At 63.9% G+C, this 24,464-nt stretch carries 26 protein-coding genes; 14 read left to right on the top strand and 12 right to left on the bottom strand.

Translation table 11 applies throughout. The features are described from left to right. Together LZ518_RS12405 and LZ518_RS12400 are read left to right on the top strand one after the other, a co-directional pair. Complete coding sequence (locus LZ518_RS12405; RefSeq protein WP_348538686.1) at positions 1 to 2,409, top strand: ligase-associated DNA damage response DEXH box helicase; 2,409 nt, start codon at positions 1 to 3, stop codon at positions 2,407 to 2,409. A gap of 39 nt (positions 2,410 to 2,448) precedes the next feature. Further along, a complete protein-coding gene (locus LZ518_RS12400) occupies positions 2,449 to 2,718 on the top strand; it encodes a hypothetical protein (protein ID WP_249916286.1) in 270 nt (89 codons plus the stop codon). Between the two features lie 72 nt (positions 2,719 to 2,790). Here the strand turns inward: LZ518_RS12400 and LZ518_RS12395 are convergent, their stop codons facing one another. Further along, positions 2,791 to 4,302: a M20/M25/M40 family metallo-hydrolase gene (locus LZ518_RS12395; protein WP_249916285.1), complete on the bottom strand. Its 1,512-nt coding sequence runs from the start codon at positions 4,300 to 4,302 to the stop codon at positions 2,791 to 2,793. A 75-nt stretch (positions 4,303 to 4,377) separates the two neighbouring features. Between LZ518_RS12395 and LZ518_RS12390 the strand changes: the two genes are divergently transcribed. Beyond that, the gene (locus tag LZ518_RS12390; RefSeq protein ID WP_249916284.1) at positions 4,378 to 4,833 is read left to right on the top strand and encodes a hypothetical protein; all 456 of its coding nucleotides are present in this window, start codon (positions 4,378 to 4,380) and stop codon (positions 4,831 to 4,833) included. Positions 4,834 to 4,932: 99 nt separating this feature from the next. Next, positions 4,933 to 5,595, top strand: a complete 663-nt coding sequence (gene pdeM / locus LZ518_RS12385) for a ligase-associated DNA damage response endonuclease PdeM (protein ID WP_249916283.1) — start codon at positions 4,933 to 4,935, stop codon at positions 5,593 to 5,595. Between the two features lie 34 nt (positions 5,596 to 5,629). On the opposite strand, the gene pabB is transcribed toward pdeM, so the two are convergent. Next, entirely contained in the window at positions 5,630 to 7,375 is a 1,746-nt protein-coding gene (gene pabB, locus LZ518_RS12380) for an aminodeoxychorismate synthase component I (RefSeq protein WP_249916282.1), read from the bottom strand. Between the two features lie 70 nt (positions 7,376 to 7,445). On the opposite strand from pabB, the gene LZ518_RS12375 reads away from it, so the two are divergent. The 7 genes from LZ518_RS12375 to LZ518_RS12345 all read left to right on the top strand — a co-directional run bounded on the left by LZ518_RS12375 (position 7,446) and on the right by LZ518_RS12345 (position 12,550). After that, positions 7,446 to 8,699 (top strand): dipeptidase, encoded by a 1,254-nt coding sequence (locus LZ518_RS12375; protein WP_249916281.1) that lies wholly within the window; start codon positions 7,446 to 7,448, stop codon positions 8,697 to 8,699. Beyond that, on the top strand, positions 8,696 to 9,358 hold the full coding sequence (locus LZ518_RS12370) for an MBL fold metallo-hydrolase (RefSeq protein ID WP_249916280.1): 663 nt from the start codon (positions 8,696 to 8,698) through the stop codon (positions 9,356 to 9,358). Before LZ518_RS12375 ends, LZ518_RS12370 begins: the two co-directional genes overlap by 4 nt. Positions 9,359 to 9,494: 136 nt before the next feature. Beyond that, a complete protein-coding gene (gene rpmF, locus LZ518_RS12365; RefSeq protein ID WP_119532944.1) occupies positions 9,495 to 9,674 on the top strand; it encodes a 50S ribosomal protein L32 in 180 nt (59 codons plus the stop codon). A gap of 29 nt (positions 9,675 to 9,703) precedes the next feature. Then, the gene (gene plsX, locus LZ518_RS12360) at positions 9,704 to 10,753 is read left to right on the top strand and encodes a phosphate acyltransferase PlsX (RefSeq protein ID WP_249916279.1); all 1,050 of its coding nucleotides are present in this window, start codon (positions 9,704 to 9,706) and stop codon (positions 10,751 to 10,753) included. Continuing rightward, positions 10,750 to 11,709 carry a beta-ketoacyl-ACP synthase III gene (locus tag LZ518_RS12355; RefSeq protein ID WP_283938197.1) on the top strand — a complete coding sequence of 320 codons (960 nt, stop codon included), beginning with the start codon at positions 10,750 to 10,752 and terminating at the stop codon, positions 11,707 to 11,709. Before plsX ends, LZ518_RS12355 begins: the two co-directional genes overlap by 4 nt. Before the next feature lie 104 nt (positions 11,710 to 11,813). Then, on the top strand, positions 11,814 to 12,137 hold the full coding sequence (locus LZ518_RS12350; protein WP_249916278.1) for an integration host factor subunit alpha: 324 nt from the start codon (positions 11,814 to 11,816) through the stop codon (positions 12,135 to 12,137). 8 nt (positions 12,138 to 12,145) lie between these two features. After that, a complete protein-coding gene (locus tag LZ518_RS12345; RefSeq protein ID WP_249916277.1) occupies positions 12,146 to 12,550 on the top strand; it encodes a MerR family transcriptional regulator in 405 nt (134 codons plus the stop codon). On the opposite strand, the gene LZ518_RS12340 is transcribed toward LZ518_RS12345, so the two are convergent. Then, the gene (locus LZ518_RS12340; protein WP_249916276.1) at positions 12,547 to 13,017 is read right to left on the bottom strand and encodes a SixA phosphatase family protein; all 471 of its coding nucleotides are present in this window, start codon (positions 13,015 to 13,017) and stop codon (positions 12,547 to 12,549) included. The two genes, LZ518_RS12345 and LZ518_RS12340, sit on opposite strands and share 4 nt — an antisense overlap. Then, positions 13,014 to 15,710, bottom strand: a complete 2,697-nt coding sequence (locus LZ518_RS12335) for an ATP-dependent DNA helicase (protein WP_249916568.1) — start codon at positions 15,708 to 15,710, stop codon at positions 13,014 to 13,016. The genes LZ518_RS12340 and LZ518_RS12335 overlap by 4 nt, the downstream gene beginning before the upstream one ends. Before the next feature lie 6 nt (positions 15,711 to 15,716). Between LZ518_RS12335 and LZ518_RS12330 the strand changes: the two genes are divergently transcribed. After that, the gene (locus tag LZ518_RS12330; protein ID WP_249916275.1) at positions 15,717 to 17,345 is read left to right on the top strand and encodes a lysine--tRNA ligase; all 1,629 of its coding nucleotides are present in this window, start codon (positions 15,717 to 15,719) and stop codon (positions 17,343 to 17,345) included. Between the two features lie 87 nt (positions 17,346 to 17,432). On the opposite strand, the gene LZ518_RS12325 is transcribed toward LZ518_RS12330, so the two are convergent. From LZ518_RS12325 to LZ518_RS12305, 5 genes are read right to left on the bottom strand one after another with little or no spacing between them, the layout of a single operon-like run. Next, positions 17,433 to 17,912: a YHS domain-containing (seleno)protein gene (locus LZ518_RS12325; RefSeq protein ID WP_249916274.1), complete on the bottom strand. Its 480-nt coding sequence runs from the start codon at positions 17,910 to 17,912 to the stop codon at positions 17,433 to 17,435. Between the two features lie 28 nt (positions 17,913 to 17,940). After that, positions 17,941 to 18,396, bottom strand: a complete 456-nt coding sequence (locus LZ518_RS12320; protein WP_249916273.1) for a DoxX family protein — start codon at positions 18,394 to 18,396, stop codon at positions 17,941 to 17,943. Positions 18,397 to 18,416: 20 nt separating this feature from the next. After that, on the bottom strand, positions 18,417 to 19,130 hold the full coding sequence (locus tag LZ518_RS12315) for an HvfC/BufC N-terminal domain-containing protein (protein ID WP_249916272.1): 714 nt from the start codon (positions 19,128 to 19,130) through the stop codon (positions 18,417 to 18,419). Further along, on the bottom strand, positions 19,123 to 19,965 hold the full coding sequence (gene bufB, locus LZ518_RS12310; RefSeq protein WP_249916271.1) for an MNIO family bufferin maturase: 843 nt from the start codon (positions 19,963 to 19,965) through the stop codon (positions 19,123 to 19,125). Before bufB ends, LZ518_RS12315 begins: the two co-directional genes overlap by 8 nt. Positions 19,966 to 19,970: 5 nt before the next feature. Further along, positions 19,971 to 20,243 (bottom strand): BufA1 family periplasmic bufferin-type metallophore, encoded by a 273-nt coding sequence (locus LZ518_RS12305; RefSeq protein ID WP_249916270.1) that lies wholly within the window; start codon positions 20,241 to 20,243, stop codon positions 19,971 to 19,973. A gap of 156 nt (positions 20,244 to 20,399) precedes the next feature. On the opposite strand from LZ518_RS12305, the gene LZ518_RS12300 reads away from it, so the two are divergent. Continuing rightward, the gene (locus tag LZ518_RS12300) at positions 20,400 to 21,341 is read left to right on the top strand and encodes a LysR family transcriptional regulator (protein ID WP_249916269.1); all 942 of its coding nucleotides are present in this window, start codon (positions 20,400 to 20,402) and stop codon (positions 21,339 to 21,341) included. Here LZ518_RS12300 and LZ518_RS12295 read toward each other — a convergent pair. The 3 genes from LZ518_RS12295 to LZ518_RS12285 all read right to left on the bottom strand — a co-directional run bounded on the left by LZ518_RS12295 (position 21,282) and on the right by LZ518_RS12285 (position 23,409). Beyond that, positions 21,282 to 21,677 (bottom strand): carboxymuconolactone decarboxylase family protein, encoded by a 396-nt coding sequence (locus LZ518_RS12295; protein ID WP_249916268.1) that lies wholly within the window; start codon positions 21,675 to 21,677, stop codon positions 21,282 to 21,284. The genes LZ518_RS12300 and LZ518_RS12295 overlap by 60 nt on opposite strands. Further along, the gene (locus LZ518_RS12290; protein WP_249916267.1) at positions 21,674 to 22,861 is read right to left on the bottom strand and encodes an MFS transporter; all 1,188 of its coding nucleotides are present in this window, start codon (positions 22,859 to 22,861) and stop codon (positions 21,674 to 21,676) included. Before LZ518_RS12290 ends, LZ518_RS12295 begins: the two co-directional genes overlap by 4 nt. Before the next feature lie 98 nt (positions 22,862 to 22,959). Next, on the bottom strand, positions 22,960 to 23,409 hold the full coding sequence (locus LZ518_RS12285) for a cupin domain-containing protein (protein WP_249916266.1): 450 nt from the start codon (positions 23,407 to 23,409) through the stop codon (positions 22,960 to 22,962). A gap of 230 nt (positions 23,410 to 23,639) precedes the next feature. On the opposite strand from LZ518_RS12285, the gene LZ518_RS12280 reads away from it, so the two are divergent. Next, entirely contained in the window at positions 23,640 to 24,464 is an 825-nt protein-coding gene (locus tag LZ518_RS12280) for a 3-hydroxybutyrate dehydrogenase (protein WP_249916265.1), read from the top strand.

Raw genomic sequence — 24,464 nt, 5'->3', positions numbered from 1 at the left:
GTGAGAGCCCTTCCCCTTATTGTCGAGCAGTGGTTCGCGGACCGTGGCTGGATCCCGCGACGCCACCAGCTGGAAATGCTCGGCGCCGCCAGCTCGGGCCAGCATATGCTGCTGGTCGCCGCGACCGGCTCGGGCAAGACTCTCGCCGGCTTCCTGCCGACCATAGTCGACCTCATCGAGAATCCGGCCGAGGGCCTTCATACCCTTTATATTTCGCCGCTGAAGGCGCTGGCGGTCGACGTCCAGCGTAACCTCCTCGCCCCGATCGAGGAGATGGGGCTCGACATACGGGTCGAGACCCGCACCGGCGACACGCCTTCGGACCGCAAGGCCCGCCAGCGCGTCCGCCCGCCGCAAATCCTGCTGACCACGCCTGAAAGCCTCAGCCTGCTTTTGAGCTACCCCGACAGTGCCTTGCTGTTCGAAAGCCTGAAGACGGTGGTTGTCGACGAAATCCACGCCTTCGCGCGTGAAAAGCGCGGAGATTTGCTTGCCCTGTCGCTGTCACGCCTGCTGGCACTAGCGCCCTCACACCGCCGGGTCGGCCTCAGCGCGACCGTCGCCGATCCCGATGCCTACCGCAGCTGGCTCGCCCCCGATGCCGACATGGATCTGGTCCGCCTGGTCATCGGCGATCCCGGCGCCGAGCCCGACCTATCCATCCTGATCCCGGAGAACCGCATCCCCTGGGCCGGCCATTCGGGCTATCATGCGGTGCGCGATGTGATGAAGCTGATCGAGCAGCACCGCACCACGCTCATCTTTTGCAACACCCGCGGCCTCGCCGAGCTCACTTTCCAGAAGCTGTGGTCGGTCAACGACCAGTCTCTGCCGATTGGCATCCATCACGGCAGCCTGGCGGTCGAGGCGCGCCGCCGGATCGAAGGTGCAATGGCGGCCGGCAAGATTCGCGCACTGGTCGCCACGGCCAGCCTCGATCTCGGCATCGACTGGGGCGACATCGACCTGGTCATCCAGATGGGGGCGCCCAAGGGCAGTTCGCGCCTGCTGCAGCGCATCGGCCGCGCCAACCACCGCCTCGACGAGCCCAGCAAGGGCCTGATCGTTCCCGGGAACCGCTTCGAATATCTCGAGGCCCGCGCCGCGCTGGATGCGATCGACGATGGCGAGCTCGATCCTGACAGTTTCCGCCCCGGCACGCTCGATGTCCTTGCCCAGCACGTCATGGCCATGGCCTGCGCCGGTCCGTTCGACGAGCGCGAGCTGTTGGCCGAGGTCCGTTCCGCCGCGCCCTATGCTGCCTTGAGGGACGAGACTTTCGGCGAAATCCTAAGTTTCGATGCGACCGGCGGCTATGCTTTGAAGGCCTACGACCGTTTCCGCCGGATTGTGGAAGAAACCCCTGGCCGCTGGCGATTGGCCAAGCCTGCCGTCGCGCAGCAGCACCGGATGAACGCCGGAGTGATCGTCGAGCAGCCGTTGATGGATGTCCGCTTCAAGGGCGGCCGACGGCTCGGCACGATCGAAGAGGGCTTCGCTTCGGTCCTGGCACCGGGAGATCGCTTCTTCTTCGCCGGCCTCAGCCTCGAGGTCGAGCGGATCAAAGACACCGACATCATCGTCCAAGCGTCGAAGAAATCGGCGCGGATCGTCACCTATGGTGGCCAGCGCATGTCGATGTCGACGCACCTCGCCAACCGGGTCCGGGCGATGCTTGCCGACCGCAACGACTGGCATCGCTTTCCTGACGACGTCCGTGAATGGCTGGAGGTCCAGTCGGAACGCTCGATCCTGCCGGAACCGCATCAACTGCTGGTCGAGACATTCCCGCACGAGGGCCGCCATTACATGGTCGCATACAGCTTCGAAGGTTGGAACGCGCACCAGTCCCTCGGCATGCTGCTCACCAAGCGGATGGAAAATGCCGGCCTCAAGCCCCTCGGCTTTGTCGCCAACGACTATGGCCTCGCCTGTTACGGGCTGGAGCCGGTCACCGACCCCCAGTCGCTTTTTTCCCCGGACATCCTCGAGCGGGAATTCGTCGAATGGGTCGAACGCTCCTTCCTCCTGAAGAACGCCTTTCGCGAAGTGGCGGTGATCGGCGGCCTGGTCGAGCGGCAGCATCCGGGGAAGCGCAAGACGGGGCGCCAGGTCAGCTTCTCGACCGACCTCATCTATGACGTGCTCCGCAAATACGAACCCGACCATCTGCTGCTTCGCGCTGCCTGGGACGATGCGCGCACCCGGCTGACCGAGGTCGGCCGCCTGGTGCGGCTGGTCGATCGCGCCGCCGCGACCATGGTCCATGTCGAGGTTGACCGAATCACGCCAATGGCGGTGCCGCTGATGGTGATCATCGGGCGCGAGGCAGCACCGGAAGGGACTGCCGACGAAGCGTTGCTGGTCGAGGCCGAAGCGCTGGCCGAGGAGGCGATGCGGGTCGATTAGTTCATTCGGCCTCAACCTGCCGGATCGTAGGGCGAGCAAATGCGCGCGCCGATCTTGCTAGTTCTTCCGCTCGCCCTTGCCGGGTGCACCACCATTGCCAGCACGGCGGTCGACGTAGTCACCCTGCCGGTCAAGGCTGTGTCGGCGGGGGTAGATGCCGCGACCACCAGCCAGTCGGAGGCCGACGAGAAACGCGGCCGCGAGCTGCGCAAGGCCGAGGAGAAAGCCGGACGCGAGGCACGCGAGCGTGAGAAAGCCTGCCGCAAGGCGGCGGAGCGCGACGAGCCCTGCCCGCCGCCCCAAGACTGACAAGAGGTTGCCGTTCGCCCCGAGCGTAGTCGAGGGGCGTGTCTCGACTACGCTCGACACGAACGGCGAAGGTTATTTTCTGCCTGTTGAGCGCGCTACCTCATAGAGGAAATCGGCGTAGAGAATCGCCTGGCCGTCGAAGCCAAGCACTTTGGGATTGCTGCTGTCGATGAGCAGCCATTCGTTGGGCGCGTGCGCACCGCCGCCGCGTCCGCCGCCGAACTGACCGGCGGCCAGCTTCAACGGCTCTCCGGTGAATACCACGCCCGGCCAGCTTCCGGCCGACCGCGCCGACATGGTCATCGGGATTCCCGCCGCTGCCAGTGTTGCCTGTTCAACCTTGATAAGGCGGCTGTTCTCGTCGGTTTGCGTCGGACTGTAGCCGCCGCTGACGTTGACCTCGATATCGCCGAACCCGCGCTTGGCGAGGTGCGCCTTGATCTTCGAAACCGCCTCGTCCTTGGTCATGTCGGGCACCAGCCTGAGGTCGAGCTTGGCTTCGGCCCGACCCGGCAGGACCGTTTTGCCGCCCGGTCCGGTGTAGCCGCTGACCAGACCCTGGATGTTGACCGTCGGTTGCTCCGCAAGCCGATATTGCGAGGTCAGATAATCCTCGTCCTTGTACCAATGCTTGATACCAAGGACCTTCATGTCATCGGCCTCACTTCCGGCGGCGACATCGGCGGCGATGATTTCTTTCTGACGAGCCGTCAACGGCTTCACATTTTCATACCAGCCGTCGATTGCCGGCGTCTGGCCGTCCTCGGACACCAGCGTGTTGAGTGCCTTCACTAGGTGCCAAACCGGGCTGTCGACACTGGCCTTGAGGCTCGAGTGGACGTCCTTGTTGGGTCCCCGGCCCCATTTCTCGCCACTTGAGATCAGCTGCAGCTCGACCACGCCCTTGGCGCCCAATGACAGCGTGACGGCGCCATCGACCGATTGGCTGGCCGACGGAATGATGATTCCGACTGCCTTCTCCAGCGCCGCGCGAACCTCGGGCTGGGTGACGATCTGCGAGAAGTGGGTCGAGCCGATTTCCTCTTCGCCCTCGGCCACGAATACCAGATTGACCGGAAGCTTGACCCCGGCGGTCTTGAATGCGCGCAAGGCGGTCAGAAAAGCGGTTTCCGGCCCCTTCTGGTTGACCGCGCCGCGGCCGATTAGCGCCTTGCCCTCGCCCGCCCGGTCGACGATCCGACCTTCAAGCGGCGGCGACGACCATTCGGCCGGCTCATAATGTTTGACGTCGTACATGAAGTAGATCGCCAGCGTGTCCTTGGCGCCGGCATCGAGCGTGGCGAAAACGCCCGGCACGCCGTCGGTTGCGACCACCTTCGCCTGCTGGAAGCCGGCATCGAGTGCCAGCTGGCGCATATATTCGGCGCCTTCCTTGTGATTGAGATTCATGTTGGCGATGGTCGGCAACTTGATCCAGTCGCGCAGCCGCTCGATCGATGAGTCATGGTCGGCCTTGATCGCGGCGACAACCTTGTCGCGTCCCGGATCGCCTGGCTTGGCCGTCGCTGCCTGAGATACGCAAAGCGCCAGGCCCAAGGCCACGCTTGCCGTCAATTTCCGCATATGGATTCCCCCTCTTTTTTAACGTTGCGGATCGAGACTGGAACCTTCTCGCCTGCTCGTCCAGAGTGCGCGTGCATGCGGTACTTCTTGGACACCGAATATAATGGCTTCGGCGGAGCGCTATTGAGCCTGGCGCTGGTCCCCGAGGATGGCGGCGAGGAGTTTTACATTACGCTGGAATGCGATGCCGAATTGGATCCTTGGGTCGAGCGGCACGTCATCCCCTTCCTCGATATGGTACCCGAAGGACTGGTCAGCGCTCGAATGTCACGCCAGTCGGCGGCAACTGCCCTTGCTTCCTGGCTGGCGCATGACGAGGCGCCCGACATCGTTGCCGACTGGCCCGAGGATTTGGCACAGATCTCAATGCTGCTGGTGACCGGCCCGGGAACGATGATCCAGGTTCCGCCGCTCAGCCTTCATTTTGTGCCGCTGCATGGCTTCTCGACCGCGGCCAACAGTGTCGTCCCGCACAACGCCCTCCACGACGCCCGTGCACTGCGCGATCATGTGATGGGGATCGAGCCCTAGCCCGTCATCGCGAGCCGCGAAGCGGCGCGGCGATCCAGCCTTGACTGCTTCGTCGCATTGCTCCTCGCAATGACGCCCAAGTTCGACTAGTCCGAATCGATGGTTCCCCTTTCGTTCGCCGGTCAGAATTTCTTCGCAACGCCGGAGGGCGCGCTTCACTGGCCGGCGGAGCAGGCGCTGCTGGTGGCCGACCTGCATCTCGAAAAGGCCAGCTGGTTCGCGAAGGCGGGGCAGTTCCTGCCCCCCTATGATTCGCTGGCGACCCTTCAGGCCCTCCAGGGCGACGTCGAGCGAGCCGCGGTCAAGCGCCTCTATTGCCTTGGCGATTCTTTCCACGATCGTTTTGGTTGCGAGCGGTTGCCGGCAGCGGCCCGCGATCTGCTTGCGTCGATGACTTCCAGGATCGATTGGGTGTGGATCGTAGGCAACCACGACATCGGTTTCATCGACCATTGCGGCGGCCGGATCGAGGAGGCGTGCGAGGTCCGCGGAATCGTCCTTCGCCATGAAGCCGAGGAGGGCGATCCGCGGCCAGAGATGTCCGGACATTTCCATCCCAAGTTCCGCCTGAGCCTGAGAGGGCGCCACGTTTCGCGACGCTGCTACGTCGCCGGCGCGACCAAGCTGATCCTGCCGGCCTATGGGGCTTTCACCGGCGGGCTCGATGCTGGCCATCCAGAAATCGTGAAGAAGGTCGGGCCGGGCGCCTCGGCGCTGGTGCCGTCGAGCAACCGGCTGCTGCGCTTTCCGATTGCCGCCTAAGCAAGCTTCGCCGGAATCCCGGCTTGCCGCTCCCTTAGGCGAGCTTCGCCGGGATTAGGCCGCGAACGATGTTGCCGATGAAAAATCCGCCATCAAGGTCGGCCGGCGTCAGGTCGGCTTCCTCGGCGCGGCCTTCCTCGATCAGCTTGGCGCGGAGGATCCCCGGCATGATCCCCCGGGTCAGCGGCGGGGTCTGCAACTTGCCGCCGCGCTCCACGAAAATGTTGGTCCGGCTGCCCTCGGTCAGTTGGCCTTCCGGATCGGTGAAGATCGTCTCATAGGCCTCTTCACCCTGCCGCGCTTCGTCGAGGAAGCGGCGGTCGGTAGTCTTGTAGCGCAGCCGGAAATCGCTCGGATCGACCGGCAGGGGCCGAACCGCAACGGACACGGGCACCTCTGCGGGATCGTCATATTGCTTGACCTGGATCGCCATCGATCCAGTGCGGGAAAGTAGCAGGCGAACCATGGCGCGGTGCTTGCGGCCAAAGGTGGCCGCCTGAAGCTCGTTGCGCGCGGCATGGCGATCGAACTTGAAATCGAGGTCGGTGGCGGAGCACTTCATCCGGTCGAGGTGCCGTTCAAGCTCGACGATGCCCTCGCTTGGATCGAACCCCATGGTTTCGATCAAATCAAAATCCTGCGCGTTGCGCCTCACGAAATCCCCCTTCAACAGGCACTCCGCCCACTCATCGCTTGGGACGCTATCGACGACAAGCCCCGAACCGAGCCCGAGCCGCGCCTTGGTGTTGCCTTCAGCCAATTCGAGCGTCCGGATCAGCACATTGAAAGCCGCATCGCCCGGCTCTCCATGCTGGTTCGGTTCGATCCAGCCCATCGATCCGGTGTACGCACCCCGTGGCTCCGGTTCGAGGCGGGCCAAAGCCTCGATCGCCGCAATTTTTGGGGCGCCGGTTACCGAGCCGCACGGGAAAATGGTCCGGATAACATCGACCGCGTCGCATTCGATCCTGAGGCGCGCGGTGATCCGGCTGACCATCTGGTGGACCGTTGGATAGGTTTCGACCACGAACAGCTCGGGCACCTCGACGCTGCCCGGCACTGACACTTTCGCCAGATCGTTCCTCATCAGATCGACGATCATCAGATTCTCGGCCTGCTGCTTCTCGTCCGTTGACAGCTGTTCTGCCACTGCCCGGTCGGCTTTAGCGTCGGTCAGACGCCCTGCCGTGCCCTTCATTGGCCGGGCCTCGATAATGCCGTCGCGAATCGTGAAAAATTGCTCGGGCGACAGCGAGACGATCGCGCGGCCGCCATGGACCAGCACCCCGCCCCAGCCGGACTTCGAGGATTGGCGCAAGCGGGCATATAGCGCCAGCGGCTGGCCGGCGATCGCAACATCGCAGCCGAACGTCAGGTTGGCCTGATAGAAATCGCCCGCAAACAAATGCTCGCGGACCTGGTCCGCGGCCGCTTCATAGCTGGGCCGCCCGATACGCGGCCGAACCGGTCCGATATAGGCCCCGTCCGGCGAGGGCAGCAGCGTCTCGATATCAGGCGTTTCATGACCCTCGAACAGGCCGAAGCAGAGCAAGGGGCCTTCGCCGCGCCGCGCACTTCCGGCCAGCTTGGATTCGAAGGCATGGCCCGCCTCATAGGCGAGATAGCCGGCCGCGTGTCGCCCCGCTCGCAGCCCGGCCCGGATGCGCCCCAGAGCGGGTTCGACCTCGTCAAGATCATGGGCGGCGATGATCTCCACGGGTTGGCGGTAAAGCCGCGGGGCCGCGCCCCCTTCCCGCGCATCGTCGAACAGCAGCCACATATGATCGCCTTGCCCCCACCAACCGGGCTCCGTAAAGCCTCCGCCTCACGGTCCGAGGGGTTTCATCCACATGCGTTCAGCCTTGATTATTGCCGCCCTGCTTATTTCTTCGCCGGCGCACGCCCAGCAGCCGATCGACCCCAAGGTCCAGGCGCGGATCTACCGAATCCTCGAGAAAACGCCGCTCATCGACGGTCATAACGACATTGCCGAGCAGCTTCAGGAAAGCCACGGCTTCAGTGTCGAGCGATTGGCCGATGGCACCGACAAATGGCCGGATCATCCGCTGATGACGGACATGGCGCGGCTTCACGCGGGGCGAGTCGGCGGCCAATTCTGGTCGGTCTATATCGATGGCACCTATACCGGGGACGAGGCGATCCGCCGCACCATCCAGCAGATCGATATCGTCGATCGCATGATCAAGGCCTATCCCAACGATCTCGAGAGGGCCCTGACCGCGGACGATGTCGTCCGAATCCACAAGAAGGGCAAAGTCGCCTCGCTGATCGGTATCGAGGGCGGGCGGCAGATCGGCGGCTCGCTCGCGGCCCTGCGCCAATTCTACCGGCTTGGCGCTCGCTACATGACGCTAACCCACAACCAGACCACCGAATGGGCCGACAGCGCCACGGATGATCCCAAATTTGGCGGCCTCAGCCCGTTCGGGATCGAGGTGGTGCATGAGATGAACCGGCTCGGCATGCTGGTCGATCTGAGCCATGTCTCGGCCGACACGATGAAGGACGCGATCGCCGCAAGCAGGGCGCCCGTCATCTTCTCCCATTCGTCGGCGCGCGCCCTGGTCGGCCACCTTCGAAATGTTCCCGACGACGTGCTTCAGCTGCTTCCGGCCAACGGCGGAGTCGTGATGGTCAATTTCGTGCCCGACTTCGTCTCCGATGCGGTGTGGCATTGGGGCGCCGAGAAAAACGCCGAGGAGGCCAGGCTCAAGGTGTTTCATCGCAACAGCAAGGCTGAGGTCGAGGCCGGGTTGAAAGCCTGGGAAGTGACGCATCCCCGGCCCGCGGCGTCAGTCGCCACCGTAGCCGACCATGTCGAGCATATCGCCAAGGTTGCCGGTTACGATCATGTCGGCCTTGGCGGCGATTTCGATGGAATTCCCTATACGCCCGAGGGCCTGACCGGCGTCCAGGACTATCCCAACCTGTTGGCTGAACTGATCCGCCGCGGCTGGAGCGACGAAAATCTCCGGAAGCTGGCGGGTGCCAATGTCCTGCGCGCCCTTGGCCGTGCCGAAGCGGTATCGGCCTCCCTGGCAAATACTGCCCCGTCCCTCGCGACGTTGGAACCGGCCAAGTGAGCGATCCCCCGCTTCGCGCCGCGATCGTCCCCGTCACTCCGCTGCAGCAGAATTGCACCCTTTTGTGGTGCACCGAGACCATGCTCGGTGCCTTCGTCGATCCGGGCGGCGACCTTGACCGGTTGAAGGCCGCCGCCGCCCAGCACGGCGTCACAATCGAGAAAATCCTGCTCACCCATGGTCACATCGACCATTGCGGGCAGGCCGGGATTCTCGCCGCCGAATTGGGCGTGCCCATCGAGGGTCCGCACGAAGAGGATCTGTTCTGGATCGCCCGGCTGGAAGATGACGGCCACCGTTACGGCATCGACGGCAAGCCGTTCCAGTCGGATCGATATCTGGTCGATGGCGACACGGTCACGGTCGGCAAGCTGACACTCAGCGTTCGTCACTGCCCGGGCCACACGCCGGGCCATGTCGTGTTTTATCACCCCGAATCGAAGCTCGCCCTGGTAGGTGACGTGCTGTTCCAGGGGTCGATCGGGCGAACCGACTTCCCGCGTGGCAACCATCAGCAGCTGCTCGATTCGATCACCCAGCGACTTTGGCCGATGGGCGACGACACCCGCTTCGTTCCCGGCCACGGGCCAATGTCGACCTTTGGCCATGAGCGGGCGACGAATCCCTTTGTCGCCGACAAGGTCCTCGCCCGCGCCTGAAGCGCTTGCGTCTCCGCCTGATTTCGCTATAGGGCGCCTTCGTTCGCGACGATCCAGCCGCCGCCGCGGGTTCACCCGATGAGCAGAGCGAGGATAGTCGCATATTTTTTTGGCAGTGATTTAAGGAAGAGCCGAGATGGCCGTCCCTAAGAGAAAAACTTCGCCCTCGAAGCGTAACATGCGCCGCAGCCATCATGCGCTGAGCCCGGCCAGCTTCCAGGAGTGCCCGAATTGCGGCGAGCTTAAGCTCCCGCATAACCTCTGCTCGGCCTGCGGCCACTACAACGGCCGCGAGATCGTTTCGACCGAGGCCTGAGCGGCAACGCGGATCAGGGCGCCACACGCATGGCCGTGAGCCCGCGCATCGCGATTGACGCAATGGGAGGGGACATTGGCCCGGCGGTCATTATTGCCGGCATGGCCCGCGCGCGCCGCAAGGACCGCAGCCTGCGGTTCGAACTGTTCGGCGACGAGCAGATAATCGGCCCGGAGCTCGCCAGGCACCAGCCCCTGATCGACGCCGTTGCGGTCCACCACACTACCGATGCCATTCAGGCGTCCGAGAAGCCGAGCCAGGCGATCCGCCGCGCCAAGTCCACCTCAATGGGCCTGGCGATCAACGCGGTGAAGGAAGGCCATGCCGATGCCGCCCTGTCGGGCGGCAATACCGGAGCGCTGATGGCGATGGCCAAGCTTGCGCTCCGCACCATGCCGGGAATCGACCGCCCGGCGCTCGCCGCGCTGTTGCCCACGCTCGGCACGACCGACTGTGTGATGCTCGACCTCGGCGCCAATACCGAGTGCGACGCCCAGAATCTGGTTCAGTTCGCGGTTATGGGCTCGGCCTATGCGCGAACCGTGCTGGGGATCGCCAAGCCGAGGGTCAAGCTGCTCAATATCGGCACCGAGGAATTGAAGGGCACCGACGAGCTCAAGGAAGCCGCCGCGCTGCTGCGCGATGCCGACTATCTGCCGCTCAAGTTTGAAGGATTCACGGAAGGCGACCGGCTTAGCCGCGGCGACCTGGATGTGATCGTGACAGACGGATTTTCAGGCAACATCGCGCTCAAGACTGCCGAAGGAACGGCGCGATTCGTGACCGATCTGCTGCGGCGCGCCTTTACTTCGTCTCTCCGGTCCAAGGCCGGCTTCGCACTGTCGCGGCCCGCGCTTAACCTGCTCAAGGTCCACCTTGATCCCAACAATCACAATGGCGCGGTGTTTTTGGGGTTGAATGGGCTAGTGGTGAAGAGCCATGGCGGGGCAAACGCCAAGGGCGTGGCAAATGCAATCGGGGTTGCGGCCTCCATGGTTCGCAACGACATCACCCGGAAAATCGGCGAAGACCTCGACAATTTCCGGGCCCATGCGTTCAATGGTGAGGTTGCCGAATGACTTTGCGTGCCGTCGTTAAGGGTACCGGATCGGCCCTGCCTCAACGGCGCGTCGACAATGCCGAATTGGCAAAAGAGGTCGACACATCGGACGAATGGATCGTCGAGAGGACCGGGATTCGCAGCCGCTACATCGCCGCCGACGGCGAGACGACAGCGACGCTGGCGGTCGAGGCTTGTCGCAAGGCGCTTGAAGCCGCTGGCCTGGAGCCTGGCGACATCGGCCTGATCGTGCTGGCCACCGCCACTCCGGATCAGACCTTTCCGTCATCGGCCACGAAGGTCCAGGCGCTGCTCGGGATCGACGATTGCATCGCGTTTGACGTGCACGCTGTCTGCACCGGCTTCCTCTATGCACTCACTGTCGCCGATTCGATGCTCCGCGGCGGCAACGCCAAGCGGGCGTTGGTGATTGGCTCGGAAACGTTCAGCCGCATATTGGACTGGGAAGATCGCACCACCTGCGTGCTGTTCGGTGACGGCGCGGGCGCGATCGTGCTTGAGGCAGAGGAGACCGAGGCAGGTATTCTTTCGACCAGACTGCATGCCGATGGCCGGCACAACGGCCTCTTGTTCGTGGACGGCGGCCCATCGACCACCGGCACCGTCGGGAAGCTAAGAATGAAGGGACGGGAGGTTTTCCGTCACGCGGTCGTCAATCTGGCGGACGTGCTTGGCGAGGTGCTTGCCGACGCCGGCCTCGGACCGTCCGATATCGACTGGGTCGTCCCGCACCAGGCCAATGCCCGGATCCTTGATGCGACCGCCCGGAAACTGGGTCTGGCGCCCGAAAAGGTCATCGTCACCGTCGATCGTCATGCCAACACGTCCGCGGCCTCGGTGCCGCTGGCGCTCGACGTTGCCGTGCGAGACGGAAGGATCAAGCGCGGCGACCTGTTGGTGCTTGAAGCGATGGGTGGTGGCTTTACCTGGGGCGCGGCCGCTCTCCGCTATTGAAAGCCAAGGAAAATCTGACAAAGTTGAATTGCGGGGCGCAAGGCTTTGCGATAGCGTAACGAATTATCGGTACCAGCGCTTTTCTTGAGGGGGCGGAGATCATCATGGCAGACGCGGGTATTGCCCGTTCCGACGGATTGCATTCGGGCACGCTGACGCGTGCGGACCTTTCCGACATTGTGCACAATCGGCTGGGCGTGTCGCGCGCCGAGAGCGCCGGCATTGTCGAGCGCGTCCTGCACCACATGTGCCATTCGCTAAGCGTCGGCCAGAATGTGAAGATTTCCGGCTTCGGCACGTTCATCCTGCGCGACAAGGGTCAGCGGATCGGCCGCAATCCCAAGACCGGTATCGAAGTGCCGATTGCGCCGCGCAGGGTAATGACCTTCCGCGCCAGCCAGATCATGCGCGACCGGATCGCCAAGTAGCCGCCAGGATGGCGACCGGCGAAAAGGCTCCGGACGCCTTTAGGACGATCGGCGAGCTTTCCGCCGAGCTTGGCGTCGCGCAACATATCCTGCGCTACTGGGAAACCAAATTTCCGCAGCTGAAGCCGCTGCAGCGTGCCGGCAACAGGCGCTATTACCGCCCGGACGACGTTGCCTTGGCAAGGCGCATCCATCGCCTGCTCAATGACGAAGGCTATACCGTCAAGGGAGTGCAGAAACTGCTCCGGGCGAAGAGCGGGACAACCGACGAACCGCTGGTCCTCCAGCCGGCGAATGTCGTCCCACGGCCCGAATATGGGGTCGATACCCCGATACCCGAAGAGCAAGGTCGGATCGATGTCGAACGCCTGATGGCGCTCCGCCACCGCCTTGCAGCGGCCCTCGACGCCTAGTCGAGCTCTTTTGGCCTGAGGAAGCGGGCCAATCGCCCGACGCTCCCACCCGCTTCATCCCAATTGTCGATCGGCAACTCGATTTCGACCAGTGAGCCGGTCGGCATTTCGACCGCATGGCCCAGCAGCTTGGAGGCCAGGCGCTCGAAGCCGGGATTGTGGCCTACCATCATGACCTTGCCGACCTCATTGTCTATCTCCTGCACGATCGACAGCAATTCGCCGGTGGAAGCGTCATAGATTCGCTGGTCGTATCGCGGTGACAGGCCCGCGAGCTGCGCGGTCTCGGCGGCTCGCGCGGCGGGGCTGGACAGGACCAAATCATAGCTCAAGCCAAGGTTGCGGATTTCTTCGCCGATGCGGGGCGCATCGCGTTCGCCGCGCTCGTTCAATCGCCGGTCGAAATCGCGGCCGCTGGTTGAATCGCGCTCGGTCTTGGCATGGCGGAACAGTGTCAGGCTCTTCATTGGACAGTCTCCGCGGGCTCAACGCGACTAACGCCAAATAGCTTCGCGCGAACGCGATCGAGCGCCCTGTCGAGCGGAACGCGCGACACTGTGACTTCCGGCGGGAAGGCGTCCAGAAGCCGGGAGGGAAGCGCACTCGACAGGATGACGAACAGGCCCCGGTCGCCCTGCCGCCGGATCAGCCGGCCGAACGCCTGGGCCAGGCGCGCGCGCACCACCCGATCGTCAAAGGCACTGCCACCGCTGGCCAGCTTTCGCGCCGCATGAAGCACGGTGGGGCGCGGCCAGGGCACGCGCTCCATCACGACCAGGCGGAGGGATTCGCCCGGAACATCGACCCCGTCACGCAGCGCGTCGGTGCCGAGCAACGATGCATGGGGATCGTCGCGGAAGATATCTACCAGGGTGCCGGTATCGATCGGGTCGACATGCTGGGCGAGAAGCGGCAGCCCCGCCCGCGCCAGCCGGTCGGCGATCCGGGCATGGACCCCGCGCAGCCGCTGGATGGCGGTGAACAGCCCGAGCGTTCCACCTTCCGCCGACTCGATCAGCCGGGCATAGGCGCCGGCCAGCGCGGCAATGTCGTTGCGCCCGATGTCGGTGACGATCAGCACCTCGGCCTGGGCGGCATAGTCGAACGGACTGGCCGCTTCGAAATGACCAACCGGATTACCCAGATGCAGAGCGCCGGTCCGCTCCTCGGCACTTGGCCAGCCATCGCTGCCTCGCAACGTCGCCGAGGTGACCAGAACGCCGTGCGCCGGCTCCAGCACGGTCCTGGCAAACGGCCTGGTGGGGTCGAGCCAGTGGCGGTGGAATCCTACGTCATATTCGCGCCCCTCGACCCGATCGATCGCCAGCCAGTCGACGAAATCCGGATCGGCGACGCCACCGACGCGGCCGAGCAGGGCGATCCAGGCGGCGAGCGTTTCGCGGCGCCAAGCCAGGCCACCGATCGCACCTTCGACCCGGGCGCGGGCCGGGCCGTCGAGCCAGTCTGGCGCGTCTTCGAGCACGGCTTCGAGGCGGCGGCCGAGCGCGGCCAGCGGCTTTGCCAGAGCCTCGAGAGATTCCATCGCCGCCGCCGCCGCGGTGACCAGATTGCCGTCAGGCTCGGCCAGTTCGGTTTCGAGTCCGTAGCCGGCCTCCTGCGCCTTGGCCCGGGCATAGACCGTACCGCGGACCTCGGACAGCAAGCCCTCGAGCGGGCCGAATGGTTCGCCCTCAGCTAGCCGGACGAGCCATCCTTCCGACGGTAGGGTGCGTGCTGCTTCCACCGCATTATCAAGAGCCTGCGCACCCGCCTCGTCGTAGGAGCAGACGTCGAGCAGCCGCGCGGCGAGGCCCCTGCGGCGGCCGCGCGACTTGCCCTCAGGTCCGACGATCCAGCGCCGCATCTCAATCGCTTCCTGCCCCGTCAGAGCCGCCGAGAAAGTCGAGTCCGCCGCATCGAACAAATGATGGCCCTCGTCGAAGATGATCCGGCTGGGCGCGTCGGGACGCCCTCTGGCGGCATTGACCATCACCAGCGCGTGATTGGCGATGACCAGGTCGGCCTCGCGTCCGGCGCGCTCGGCCCGTTCGATGAAGCATTTCCGATAATGCGGACAACCGGCATAGACGCATTCGCCGCGGCGATCGGTCAGCGCGGCCGCTCCGGCGCGGCGGAACAGGCTCGGCAGCCAGCCCGGAAGGTCGCCGCCGACCATGTCGCCATCCTTCGAATAGGCTGCCCAGCGTCCGACCAGCTGGGCCAGCACCGCCGCCCGACCGGCAAACGCGCCCTGCATCGCGTCCTCCAGATTGAGCAGGCAGAGATAATTTTCGCGGCCCTTGCGGATCACGATTCGGCGATTTCGCTCGGCGACATTGGGAAACAGCTTCTTCCCCTCGGCATCGAGCTGCCGCTGAAGCGCCTTTGTGAAGGTCGAGACCCAGACCGTGCCCTGCGCCCGGTCGGCCCAGAGCGAGGCCGGAGCCAGATAGGCGAGCGTCTTGCCGATGCCCGTACCCGCCTCGGCCAACAGCATATTGGGCTCATTCTCGGCGCGGCGCGGAGCGAAAATTGCGGCTGACCCCGCCGCCATTGCCCGCTGGCCCTCGCGCGGCTCCGACCCCTTGCCGGTCAGCTCGGAAAGCCTGGCTTCGGCATCGGCCGGCGGGATCGACACCGCTCTGGGCTGCGGCCGCTCGCCTGCCTCTTCCCACTGCGGCAGGCGGGAAAAGAGCATTCGCTCGCCGCGCTCGGGCATGGCGAGGGTTCGTCCGACAAGGGGCGCCCAGCTCCAGCCGAGCCGGGTCAACGAGGCATTGGCGGTCCAGGCCCCTTCCCGCTCCGGCCAGTCGTCGCCCAGGCGGTCAAGCAGCGCCTGGGCGATCGCGACCAGAGTCGCCGCGGCTTCCCGGTCGCCAGGCGGTGGCTCGACACCGCAGGCCCTGGCCAGGCCCGATACTGTCGGCACCGCGAAGCGCGCCGGATGGACGAACGCGAAAAGCTCCAGCAAATCGAGCCCGGACACGTCGGCATAGCCGAGGCGCTGGCCGACCAGCGGAGCGTTCAAGATGATGTGCGGAGTTTCGGCCAGACGGGCAATCGCCTCGCCGCGTGACGCCTCACGGACCTCACGCCCGGCGGCGACCCAGATGCCGGCATGGGTTGCATGGAGAGCGGGAAGAGGCAAAGGAGCGGCCACGACTGCATGCAGCTTGGCGATGCGGGAACGAAAGGGCAACAGTTGCGCGACGAAGCGATCCGAAATGCGGCCATGACCAGCAAGGCCTGGCCCTATGAGGAAGCGCGCAAGCTTTTGAAGCGCTGGGCCCCTGATGGTCCTTTTGGCGCCAAGGATGGGCCGGTGATTTTCGAGACGGGCTATGGCCCGTCGGGCCTGCCGCACATCGGCACGTTTAACGAAGTGCTGCGGACGACGATGGTCCGCCACGCCTATGAAGAACTTACCGGCGGCGCGGCGACCCGGCTGATCGCGTTCAGCGACGACATGGATGGTCTGCGCAAGGTCCCGGACAATGTCCCGCAGCAGGATATGCTGACCAACTACCTCGGCATGCCGCTGACCAAGGTGCCCGACCCGTTCGGCGAATATGAGAGTTTCGCGCATCACAACAATGCGATGCTGCGGCGCTTTCTCGATCGTTTCGGCTTCGAATATGAGTTCGCTTCGTCGACCGAATATTATGCGTCGGGGCGGTTCGACGAAACCATCAAGCAGATCCTCGGCAAGTGGGACGAGGTGATGGGGGTGATGCTGCCGACGCTGCGCGAAGAGCGGCGCCAGACCTATTCGCCGGTGCTGCCGATCTCGCCGACTAGCGGCAGGGTGCTTCAGGTGCCGGTGCGGGTCGTAGACGCCGGGGCGGGCACGATCGCCTTCACCGACGAGGACGGCAGCCAGGTCGAGCAGTCGGCGCTGTCGGGCAAGTCGAAGCTGCAGTGGAAGGTCGACTGGGCGCTGCGTTGGGTGGCGCTGGGCGTCGACTATGAAATGGCCGGCAAGGACCTGATCGACAGCGTTATCCAGTCCGGCAAGATCACGCGCGTGCTCGGCGGCCGGCCGCCCGAGGGCTTCAATTACGAGATGTTCCTCGACGAAAAAGGCGAGAAAATCTCTAAGTCGAAGGGCAACGGACTCAGCCTCGATGAATGGCTGACCTATGGCAATGAAGAGAGCCTGTCCTTCTTCGCCTATCGCGAACCGCGCAAGGCCAAGAGCCTGCACATCGGCGTGATCCCGCGCGCGGTCGACGAATATTACCAGTTTCGCGGCAATTACCCGGCTCAGCCGGTCGAACAGCAACTCGGCAATCCGGTCCACCATATCCATGGCGGCAAGGTGCCGACGGATCGACTGCCAGTGTCATATGGTCTGTTGCTGAACCTGGCAGGCGTGCTGGGCGCGCAAGCCACTCCGGAACGGCTCGCCGAATATGTCGAAAACTACCTTGGTGGACCGACCGACAGCAAGGAACTGACCAAGCTGATCGATCTTGCGGTCAATTATGCGCGCGATTTCGTCGCTCCCACCCTGAAGCGCCGAGCCCCGCAAGGACATGAGGTCGACGCGCTCAAGGGTCTCGACTCCGAGCTTGCCAAGCTGGCGCCGGACACGCCGGGCGACGAAATCCAGAATATCGTGTTCGAGGTCGGCAAGCGCTATCCGTTCGAAAGCCTGCGCCATTGGTTCCAGGCGCTATATGAGACGTTGCTGGGATCGCCGCAGGGGCCGCGGATGGGCAGCTTCATCGCGCTTTACGGGATCGACAATAGCCGGCGCCTGATCGCGGAGGCGCTGGCGGCAGTCGAGGCCTAATGGCCGCTATCCAACCATTGCGGGCATTGGGAAGATCCCGAAACTGCAGCACCTCCGGTCCGCCGAAGCTTTCGAACAGCAATGCCCTCACGGATTGTCCTGGTTCTTGGTAAGGACCGCGGGCCAGTTGGCGTCGCCGCGCCCGATTGCGGCCGCCTGGTCGGCTTCCCACAACTCCTTCGCCCGGGCATTGAAGTTCAGGTAGAGTTTGCCGTTTACGATCTTCCACTGTTCCGGATCGCCTGAGGCCAGATAGCCCTGGCTTACGGCCCAGGCGCAGTAGCCGCCAAATTGCGGCGCATAGGCGGACGGGTTCGCTTGGAAGCGAGCCTTGCCTTCCTTGGATGCGAACCGCCACGTTACACCTTGAAGCATCAGCTCATGCTTGGCGCTGCCACGGACAGCCTTGCCGTCCGTGAAATAAGCGGTGACGTCATAGCCTCCGGCAGCAAGACCGTCCGAAGCGGAATAGACTGCCGGTGCCGGATGGTTTGCCGCAGGCACGGCGGTCGGTACAACGACCAGCGACAGGGCCAGGAACGCCAACTTCACAACATCCTTACGCATATATTCTCCCATTCTCTATTCACGTGGGTCAGGAAATTCGGAGCGGCCGGTCGAGCGAAAAGCGGCCTCCGCCCAGGGCTATCAGCGGCAGCATGAGTCCCGCCCAGCTGAGGTGCGTCGGCCAGGCATCGGGATAGACGAACGTCTGGATGACCAGCGTCATGCCGAGCAGCGCCGCAGCCGACAAACGGGTAAAAAGGCCGAGCACCAGTAGGACCGGGAATAGGTGCTCGGCCCCCGCCGCCATGTAGGCGGCGAGCTCTGGAGGCAGAAGCGGCAGCGCATATTCGCTGCGGAACAACTCGATGGTGGTGTCGGGGATCGTGAAGATACCCTCGACCTTGGTCCTTCCGGATTGGAAGAAGACCGCTGCGATGCCGAACCGCTGCACGATGAGTAGCAAGGACGGCGAGAGCATGCGTTCGGCAATGCCGGTCAATCGCTGATAGGCTGAAGCGGGCGCGATTTCGGTAATGGTGGCCATGGATGGTCCTTTCCTGTTGGTCACGTGAGGAGGAGCGCGCCGGCGGCGACGCCTTGGCGCAGGAGTTCGGGAAGGTTGGCGGTGGGGAATGCTGTCGCGACCTTTTCCACGAGGCCGGCGACGGACGTCGGAACAACGCATTCGGTCAGCAGCTGGTGAAGTGCGGCATCGATCGGCTCGGCCCGGACGGAAGAGCCGGACCTGGTGAACAGCGCGCCTTCCTCGACCCAGTCGGGCTCAAGCTCGGCGATCGACCAAGGATCGCGATGGGCAAGCCAGATGGTCATGGCAGGCGTCGCGGTCCAGGCAAAGCGGGCCGCGGGGTGCAAAGCGATCCGCGCCGCCGGGCTCGGCTGCAACGGCTTTGCTATCGCATCCGGAGCCAAGAACGATTCCAGCCACAGCCAGTCGAGGCGGGCCACATCGGCGAGATAGGGCAGTTCGCAGGTCCAGGGCTGACATCGCAGGAAGCCTGCGAAGTCGCGGCCGTAGTCCGATAGCACGGGACCCTTCGGCGGCTGCTCGTGGCGAAATTCCAGCGCGACCTGGGTGAAGGCTTCATCCCCCAGCAGCATGTCGACCGTCGGGTAAGAAGCGCGCAGTGCCTCGACCGCACCTCGTGCCGAGGTATTGCGATATACGGCGAATGCCTGAGACTGGAGTGACGGTACGGCCTCGCCGTCTGTCATCAAGGCCTGGGCGAAGTCGCGCTGAAAGCTTGCCAGGTCAGGCATGGCAAACCTCGCGGGTGCCCGCCATCATCGCAGCGGCTTTATCGCGCTCGGCTAGCAGCACATTGAACGCCGGAATGGATTCATCGCGTTCTATGAGGGTAGGTGGGCGATCGGCGCCGCAACGCGCGAGCAGCCAGTCATACAGCTGCCACACCTCTTCGGAGATTGGCGCGTCGTGGCTGTCGATCAGCAATGCGTCGCCCAGCAGCGGGTCCGCAGAATGGCCAGCCAAGTGGATCTCGCCGATGACGCCGCGCGGCAGCGCATCGAGGTAGGAGATCGGATTGAAGCCGAGATTGGTTGCGCTGACGAACACATTGTTGACGTCGATCAGCAGTCCGCAGCCCGTGCGCTTTACCAACTCGGCCAGGAACAGGCTTTCGGGCCAATCGTGCCCCTCAAGCTTCATATAAAGCGAAGGGTTTTCGATCAGGATCTGACGACCAAGCGCGGACTGGGTGATGTCGATGTTACGGACGATGACATCCAGCGCCTCATTGGTGCGCGGAAATGGCAGCAGGTCGGGAAAGCAGGTGCCGTCGTGGCGCGACCAGGCGAGATGCTCGGAGACAAGGAACGGCTCAAAGCGATCGATCAGCCGCTTGAAGCGGGCGAGATGATCGCGATCCGGTTCGTCGATGCCGGCCAGGGAAAGGCCGACTCCGTGAAAAGACAATGGGAAGCGCTGGCGCAGCGCGTCGAGCATCGCCAGGCGAGGGCCGCCTTCGACCATATAATTTTCGGCATGGACTTCGAACCACAGCCCGGCCGCCGGACAGGCCATCGCCTGTTCGTAATGGACGGGCTTGAAGCTCAGTCCGGCAGTCGGGGTCATGGTACTTAGCCAGCCTTCGGGGTCAGCGAGCCGAGGCCCTTGGGCGTCTTGATCGCGGTGCAGGTACCCTTGGCGACGAACTTCCAGGCATTGCCGGCATAGTTGCGCTTCGACGTACCTGCACAGCTGGTGCCCGGGCCGGCAGCACAGTCATTCTTGCCGGCGAGCGAAACGCCATAGCATTTGTCTGCATTCGGCTGCGGCTTGGCCGGGCCCGCCGTCGCCGCGGTGGCGGCAAAGGCAGTCAGCGCGGCTGCAGTGATAGCGGTCTTCAACATGGTCCATTTCCTCATGAAGTGTTGGAGCCTTCATGATCGCGGAAATGGCCGCACGCGTCACAGTCCGAGGCGGCATGGGATCGATACGCAATCGGTATGGCGCCGTATCGAGTGCCGGGTGTATGAAGGCCTACTTTCGGAAAAAAGGACCTTCCGATGGAAATGCAGCAGGTGCGCTATTTCGTTGCGCTTGCAGACACTTTGAATTTCACGCGAGCGGCTGAAAAGTGCAACGTCAGCCAGCCGGCCTTAACCCGTGCCATCCAGCAGCTGGAACATGAGCTTGGCGGGCCGCTCTTCCACCGTGAGCGTGGCAACACCCATTTATCCGAGCTCGGCCGGATGATGCTGCCCTACCTGGCAGGCGTCGATGAGCAGTGCAAAGCCGCCAAGGAGCAGGCCAAGGCCGTCAAGAAGCTGGAACGGGCGACGCTGACGATTGGCACCATGTGCACGATCGGGCCTCAGCTGGTGTCGAACCTGATGATCCGATTCCAGGCCGCGCATCCTGACGTAGAAGTGCGCGTCGTCGACGCCGGCGCTCCGCAAATGATCGAAATGCTCGAAAAGGGCGAGCTTGAGGTGGCGATTGTCGGCGTGCCCGGCGAGCTGCCCGAATCCCTTCATCAACTGCCGGTCTTCCAGGAACGTTTCGTCATCCTGCTGCCACCCAATCATAGGCTGGTCGCTCACGACGAGGTCAAGGCTGCGGAACTCGACAAGGAGCCCTATGTCAGCCGGTCCAATTGCGAGGTGTTTGAACCGGTCAGGAAGGAGCTGAACACTCGCGGTGTATATCTGCGCAAGGTTTTCAGTTCGCCGCGCGACGATTGGGTTCAGGGAATGATTCAGGCCGGACTCGGACTTGGTTTCTTCCCGGAGTTCAGCGTGACCTATCCAGATCTGGTGGTGCGCCCGTTGGTCGATCCGACTTTCTATCGCACCGTTTATCTCGCCACAGTCCGGGGGCGCCCGCATTCGCCGGCGGTCGGCGCATTTGTCCAGGAGGCCCGGCGCTTCCCTTGGCCAAGCAGCCGCCTACCCGCACCGGTCGCCGAGACAATCGTCGTCGGTGAGCAGGTCATGGCAGTCGGCTAGCGCGTTCAACGCAGCAGGAAATCCCGCGTAGAGAGCTGTCTGCATCAAGGCTTCGACAATCTCCGCCTTGTCGATGCCGCTGGCCGCGGCGGACTGGACATGGATCCGCAATTGCGGGCCGGCGCGGCCGCTGGCGGCGAGTACGGCAATCGCGATCAGTTCGCGGCTCCTTAGATCGAGTGCGTCCCTGGCATAAAGGTCGCCGAAGGCGAACTCGATCGTCATCCGGGCGAAGTCAGGCGCCACTTCGGCGACCCCGCTTTCGACGAAATGGGCAAGCTTGTCCGAAGCCAGACGTTCGGCGATGTCGATTCCCCGACGATAACGTTCACTCATTTTCCTACTTTCAAGACAAGGCCGGCCCCCAAGACTGCTGCAAGGCTGAGCGCGGCGAAAACGCCCCCAACGGCTGCGAACCACCCGAAGCGGTCGAACAGCTGGCCAATCGCGGCGGCGCCGAACAGTCCGCCGCAGTAATAGGCCGACAGATAGAGCCCGCTGGCCGCTGCCTTGTCACCATCCGCAATGCGGCCGACGTGACCGGTGGCGACAGCCTGGGCGAAAAAGGTCCCGATGCCGACCAGGGACATGCCGACGAGAACCGCGGCAAGATTAGGTAACAGGAGCAGCACAAGCCCCAGCAGCGCGATCGCCAGGCTCGCGGGCACGGTCACGGCCGGACCGTATCGATCGGTGACGCGGCCGGCGGCCGGGGTCGTCAGCATCGACGGTGCGAACACCAGGAACACCAGCCCAAGCGCGCCCATCGAAAGCGCGTGCGGCGGTCGCATCAGGACGAAGCCGACATATGTGAAAACGCCGATAAAACCGAAGAGAATCAGGAAGCCGATCGCGAATGTTCGGCGCAGCGCGGACTGTGCAAGATGGCGCGCCCAGGCCGACCAGAAACGGGCGTTGCCCGCGATGGGCTCAGGCTCGTTGCGGGTCAAAGCAAATGCTACCAGCAGCGATCCGGCTATATTAAGCGCGGCGAAGAACAGGAAACTTGATGTGGCGCCGACAAGGCCGGCAACGAATGCGGCGGTCAAGCGGCCGATCAAGTTACTCGCGACGACGCCGGTGACATAGGCGGCCAGTGCCGCCGCGGTGCGGTCCTCGCACCGCTCGGCCAGATGCGTCAGCGTGAGGGTGAAGGCGGTCGCCATGAAGAGGCCCTGGATCACCCGCAGCAATGCGAAGGCGGTCAGGTTGGGCGCGAATGCCAGGAGCGCCGTCGGTGCGGACAGGATGAGCAGGCTCAAGGTGATGGCGCGTTTGCGTTCGACGTTCGCACTGAAGGCACCGACGAGGAGCCCCGCGACGGCCATGCCGAGCGTCGTCGAATTGGCCGCAACGCCAATCTCCGAAGCCGTCACTCCATATTCGATCGCAAGGCTCGGCAAGATCGCCTGGGTCGCGAACAGGTCGACCAGGGTCAGAAAGCCGATGACGGCAATCAGCAGCGAACGCGCCGGCGAAAGGGTCGGCGGTGCGATGGTTTGAGTTACAATCTGATCCATTACGAACCTGCTGACGGATTGGCGTCCCGTCCGGGGGCTATGGACGGGACGCCAGGGGTTGCCGGCTAGAGGGCGTGGGCAGCCGGCGCGGGGAACCATTATTTGCCGTGGAACACGTCCGACGACAGGAGAACCGCGGGCTCGGCGCCCTGGTTGATCCAATAGTGCGAAATGCCATCGGCCTCGCGGCTGATGTCGCCGGCATGATGCTCGATCGGGGCTGAGCAATCCGAGCGATACTCGGTGATCGATCCACTGACGGTGACGATCAGCGCTGGACGATCGGCGTGGCTGTGCAGCGGGACGATGCCGCCCGGCTGGACGACCAGGCGGCGGGTGCGCAGCTGGCGGCCATCGACTTTGATTTCCTTGCCGAGATCGACCGCGCCGATCACGGTTTCGGTCACGTCCTTCGGCATCGTTGGGGCGTTTGCGAGGGCATTGGCACCCGCAGCAGAACATTGTCCGGCGAAAGCCGGGTTGGCTCCGCCAAGCGCGGCGATGGCAATGATGCCAGCCGCGACAGTCGTCTTGGTAAGATTGAACATTGCCGTCTCCTATTCAGCGAAATGGGCGTCGTGGGCGGGCGTTCGATGGGCGAGATCTCAGGATCGTTCCCGTCCGGCATCGACTGAGCCCAGCCCCCGACGTCCTTCAAAAATGAACGAGACGGCGCCGCGCGTGAAATCGAGAGGCGGCATGGAGTCGATGCACAAACTGAATTTTCGTTAGCCGCCCCGACACGTCATCCTTTGCAGACATCAAAGGAGATGCCGATATGCTTACGCAGACGATGGACCGCGCCGATCTCGCTCGTCCGCTTGCTGGGAAGGTTGCGATCGTCACCGGTTCGACCAGCGGAATCGGACTCGGCATTGCCCGTTCCTTTGCGCACGCGGGCGCCGACGTCGTGATCAACGGCCTTGGCGATCCGAAGGAAATTGAGAAGGTCTGCGGCGAACTCGAGAGCGGCAGCCCATTCAGCCGGGTAGCCTATAACGGCGCCAACCTGAAGGATGGCACCGAGGCGGGGAAGCTGGTCGAGGAAACGGCTGCCGAGTTCGGCCGGGTCGACATCCTCGTCAACAATGCGGGCATCCAGCACGTCAGCCCGATCGAGAGCTTTCCGCCAGAAAAATATGAGGCGATCATCGCTCTCAACCTGTCATCCGCCTGGTACACGATCCGCGCTGCACTGGCGGGAATGAAGGAACGTGGATTCGGCCGGATCATCAATGTGGCCTCGGCCCACGGCCTCGTCGCCTCGCCATTCAAGAGCGCCTATGTCGCCGCCAAGCATGGCGTCATCGGCCTGACCAAGACCGTCGCGCTCGAAGGCGCCGAACAGGGCGTTACATGCAATGCGATCTGCCCCGGCTACGTCTGGACGCCTCTGGTCGAAAACCAGATCGACGACACCGCCAAGGCGCGTGGGATCAGTCGCGAGGAGGTGATCCGCGACGTCTTGCTGGCGGCGCAACCGAACAAACGATTCGCCACGGTGGAGGAAATCGGCGCGCTGGCCGTCTTCCTCAGCAGTCCAGCAGGTCAGTCGATCACCGGGGCATCGCTCCCGGTCGACGGCGGCTGGACGGCGCACTGA

The sequence above is a fragment of the Sphingomonas brevis genome (assembly GCF_023516505.1).
Lineage (GTDB): Bacteria > Pseudomonadota > Alphaproteobacteria > Sphingomonadales > Sphingomonadaceae > Sphingomicrobium > Sphingomicrobium breve.
This window is presented reverse-complemented; position numbering and strand designations above follow the sequence as displayed.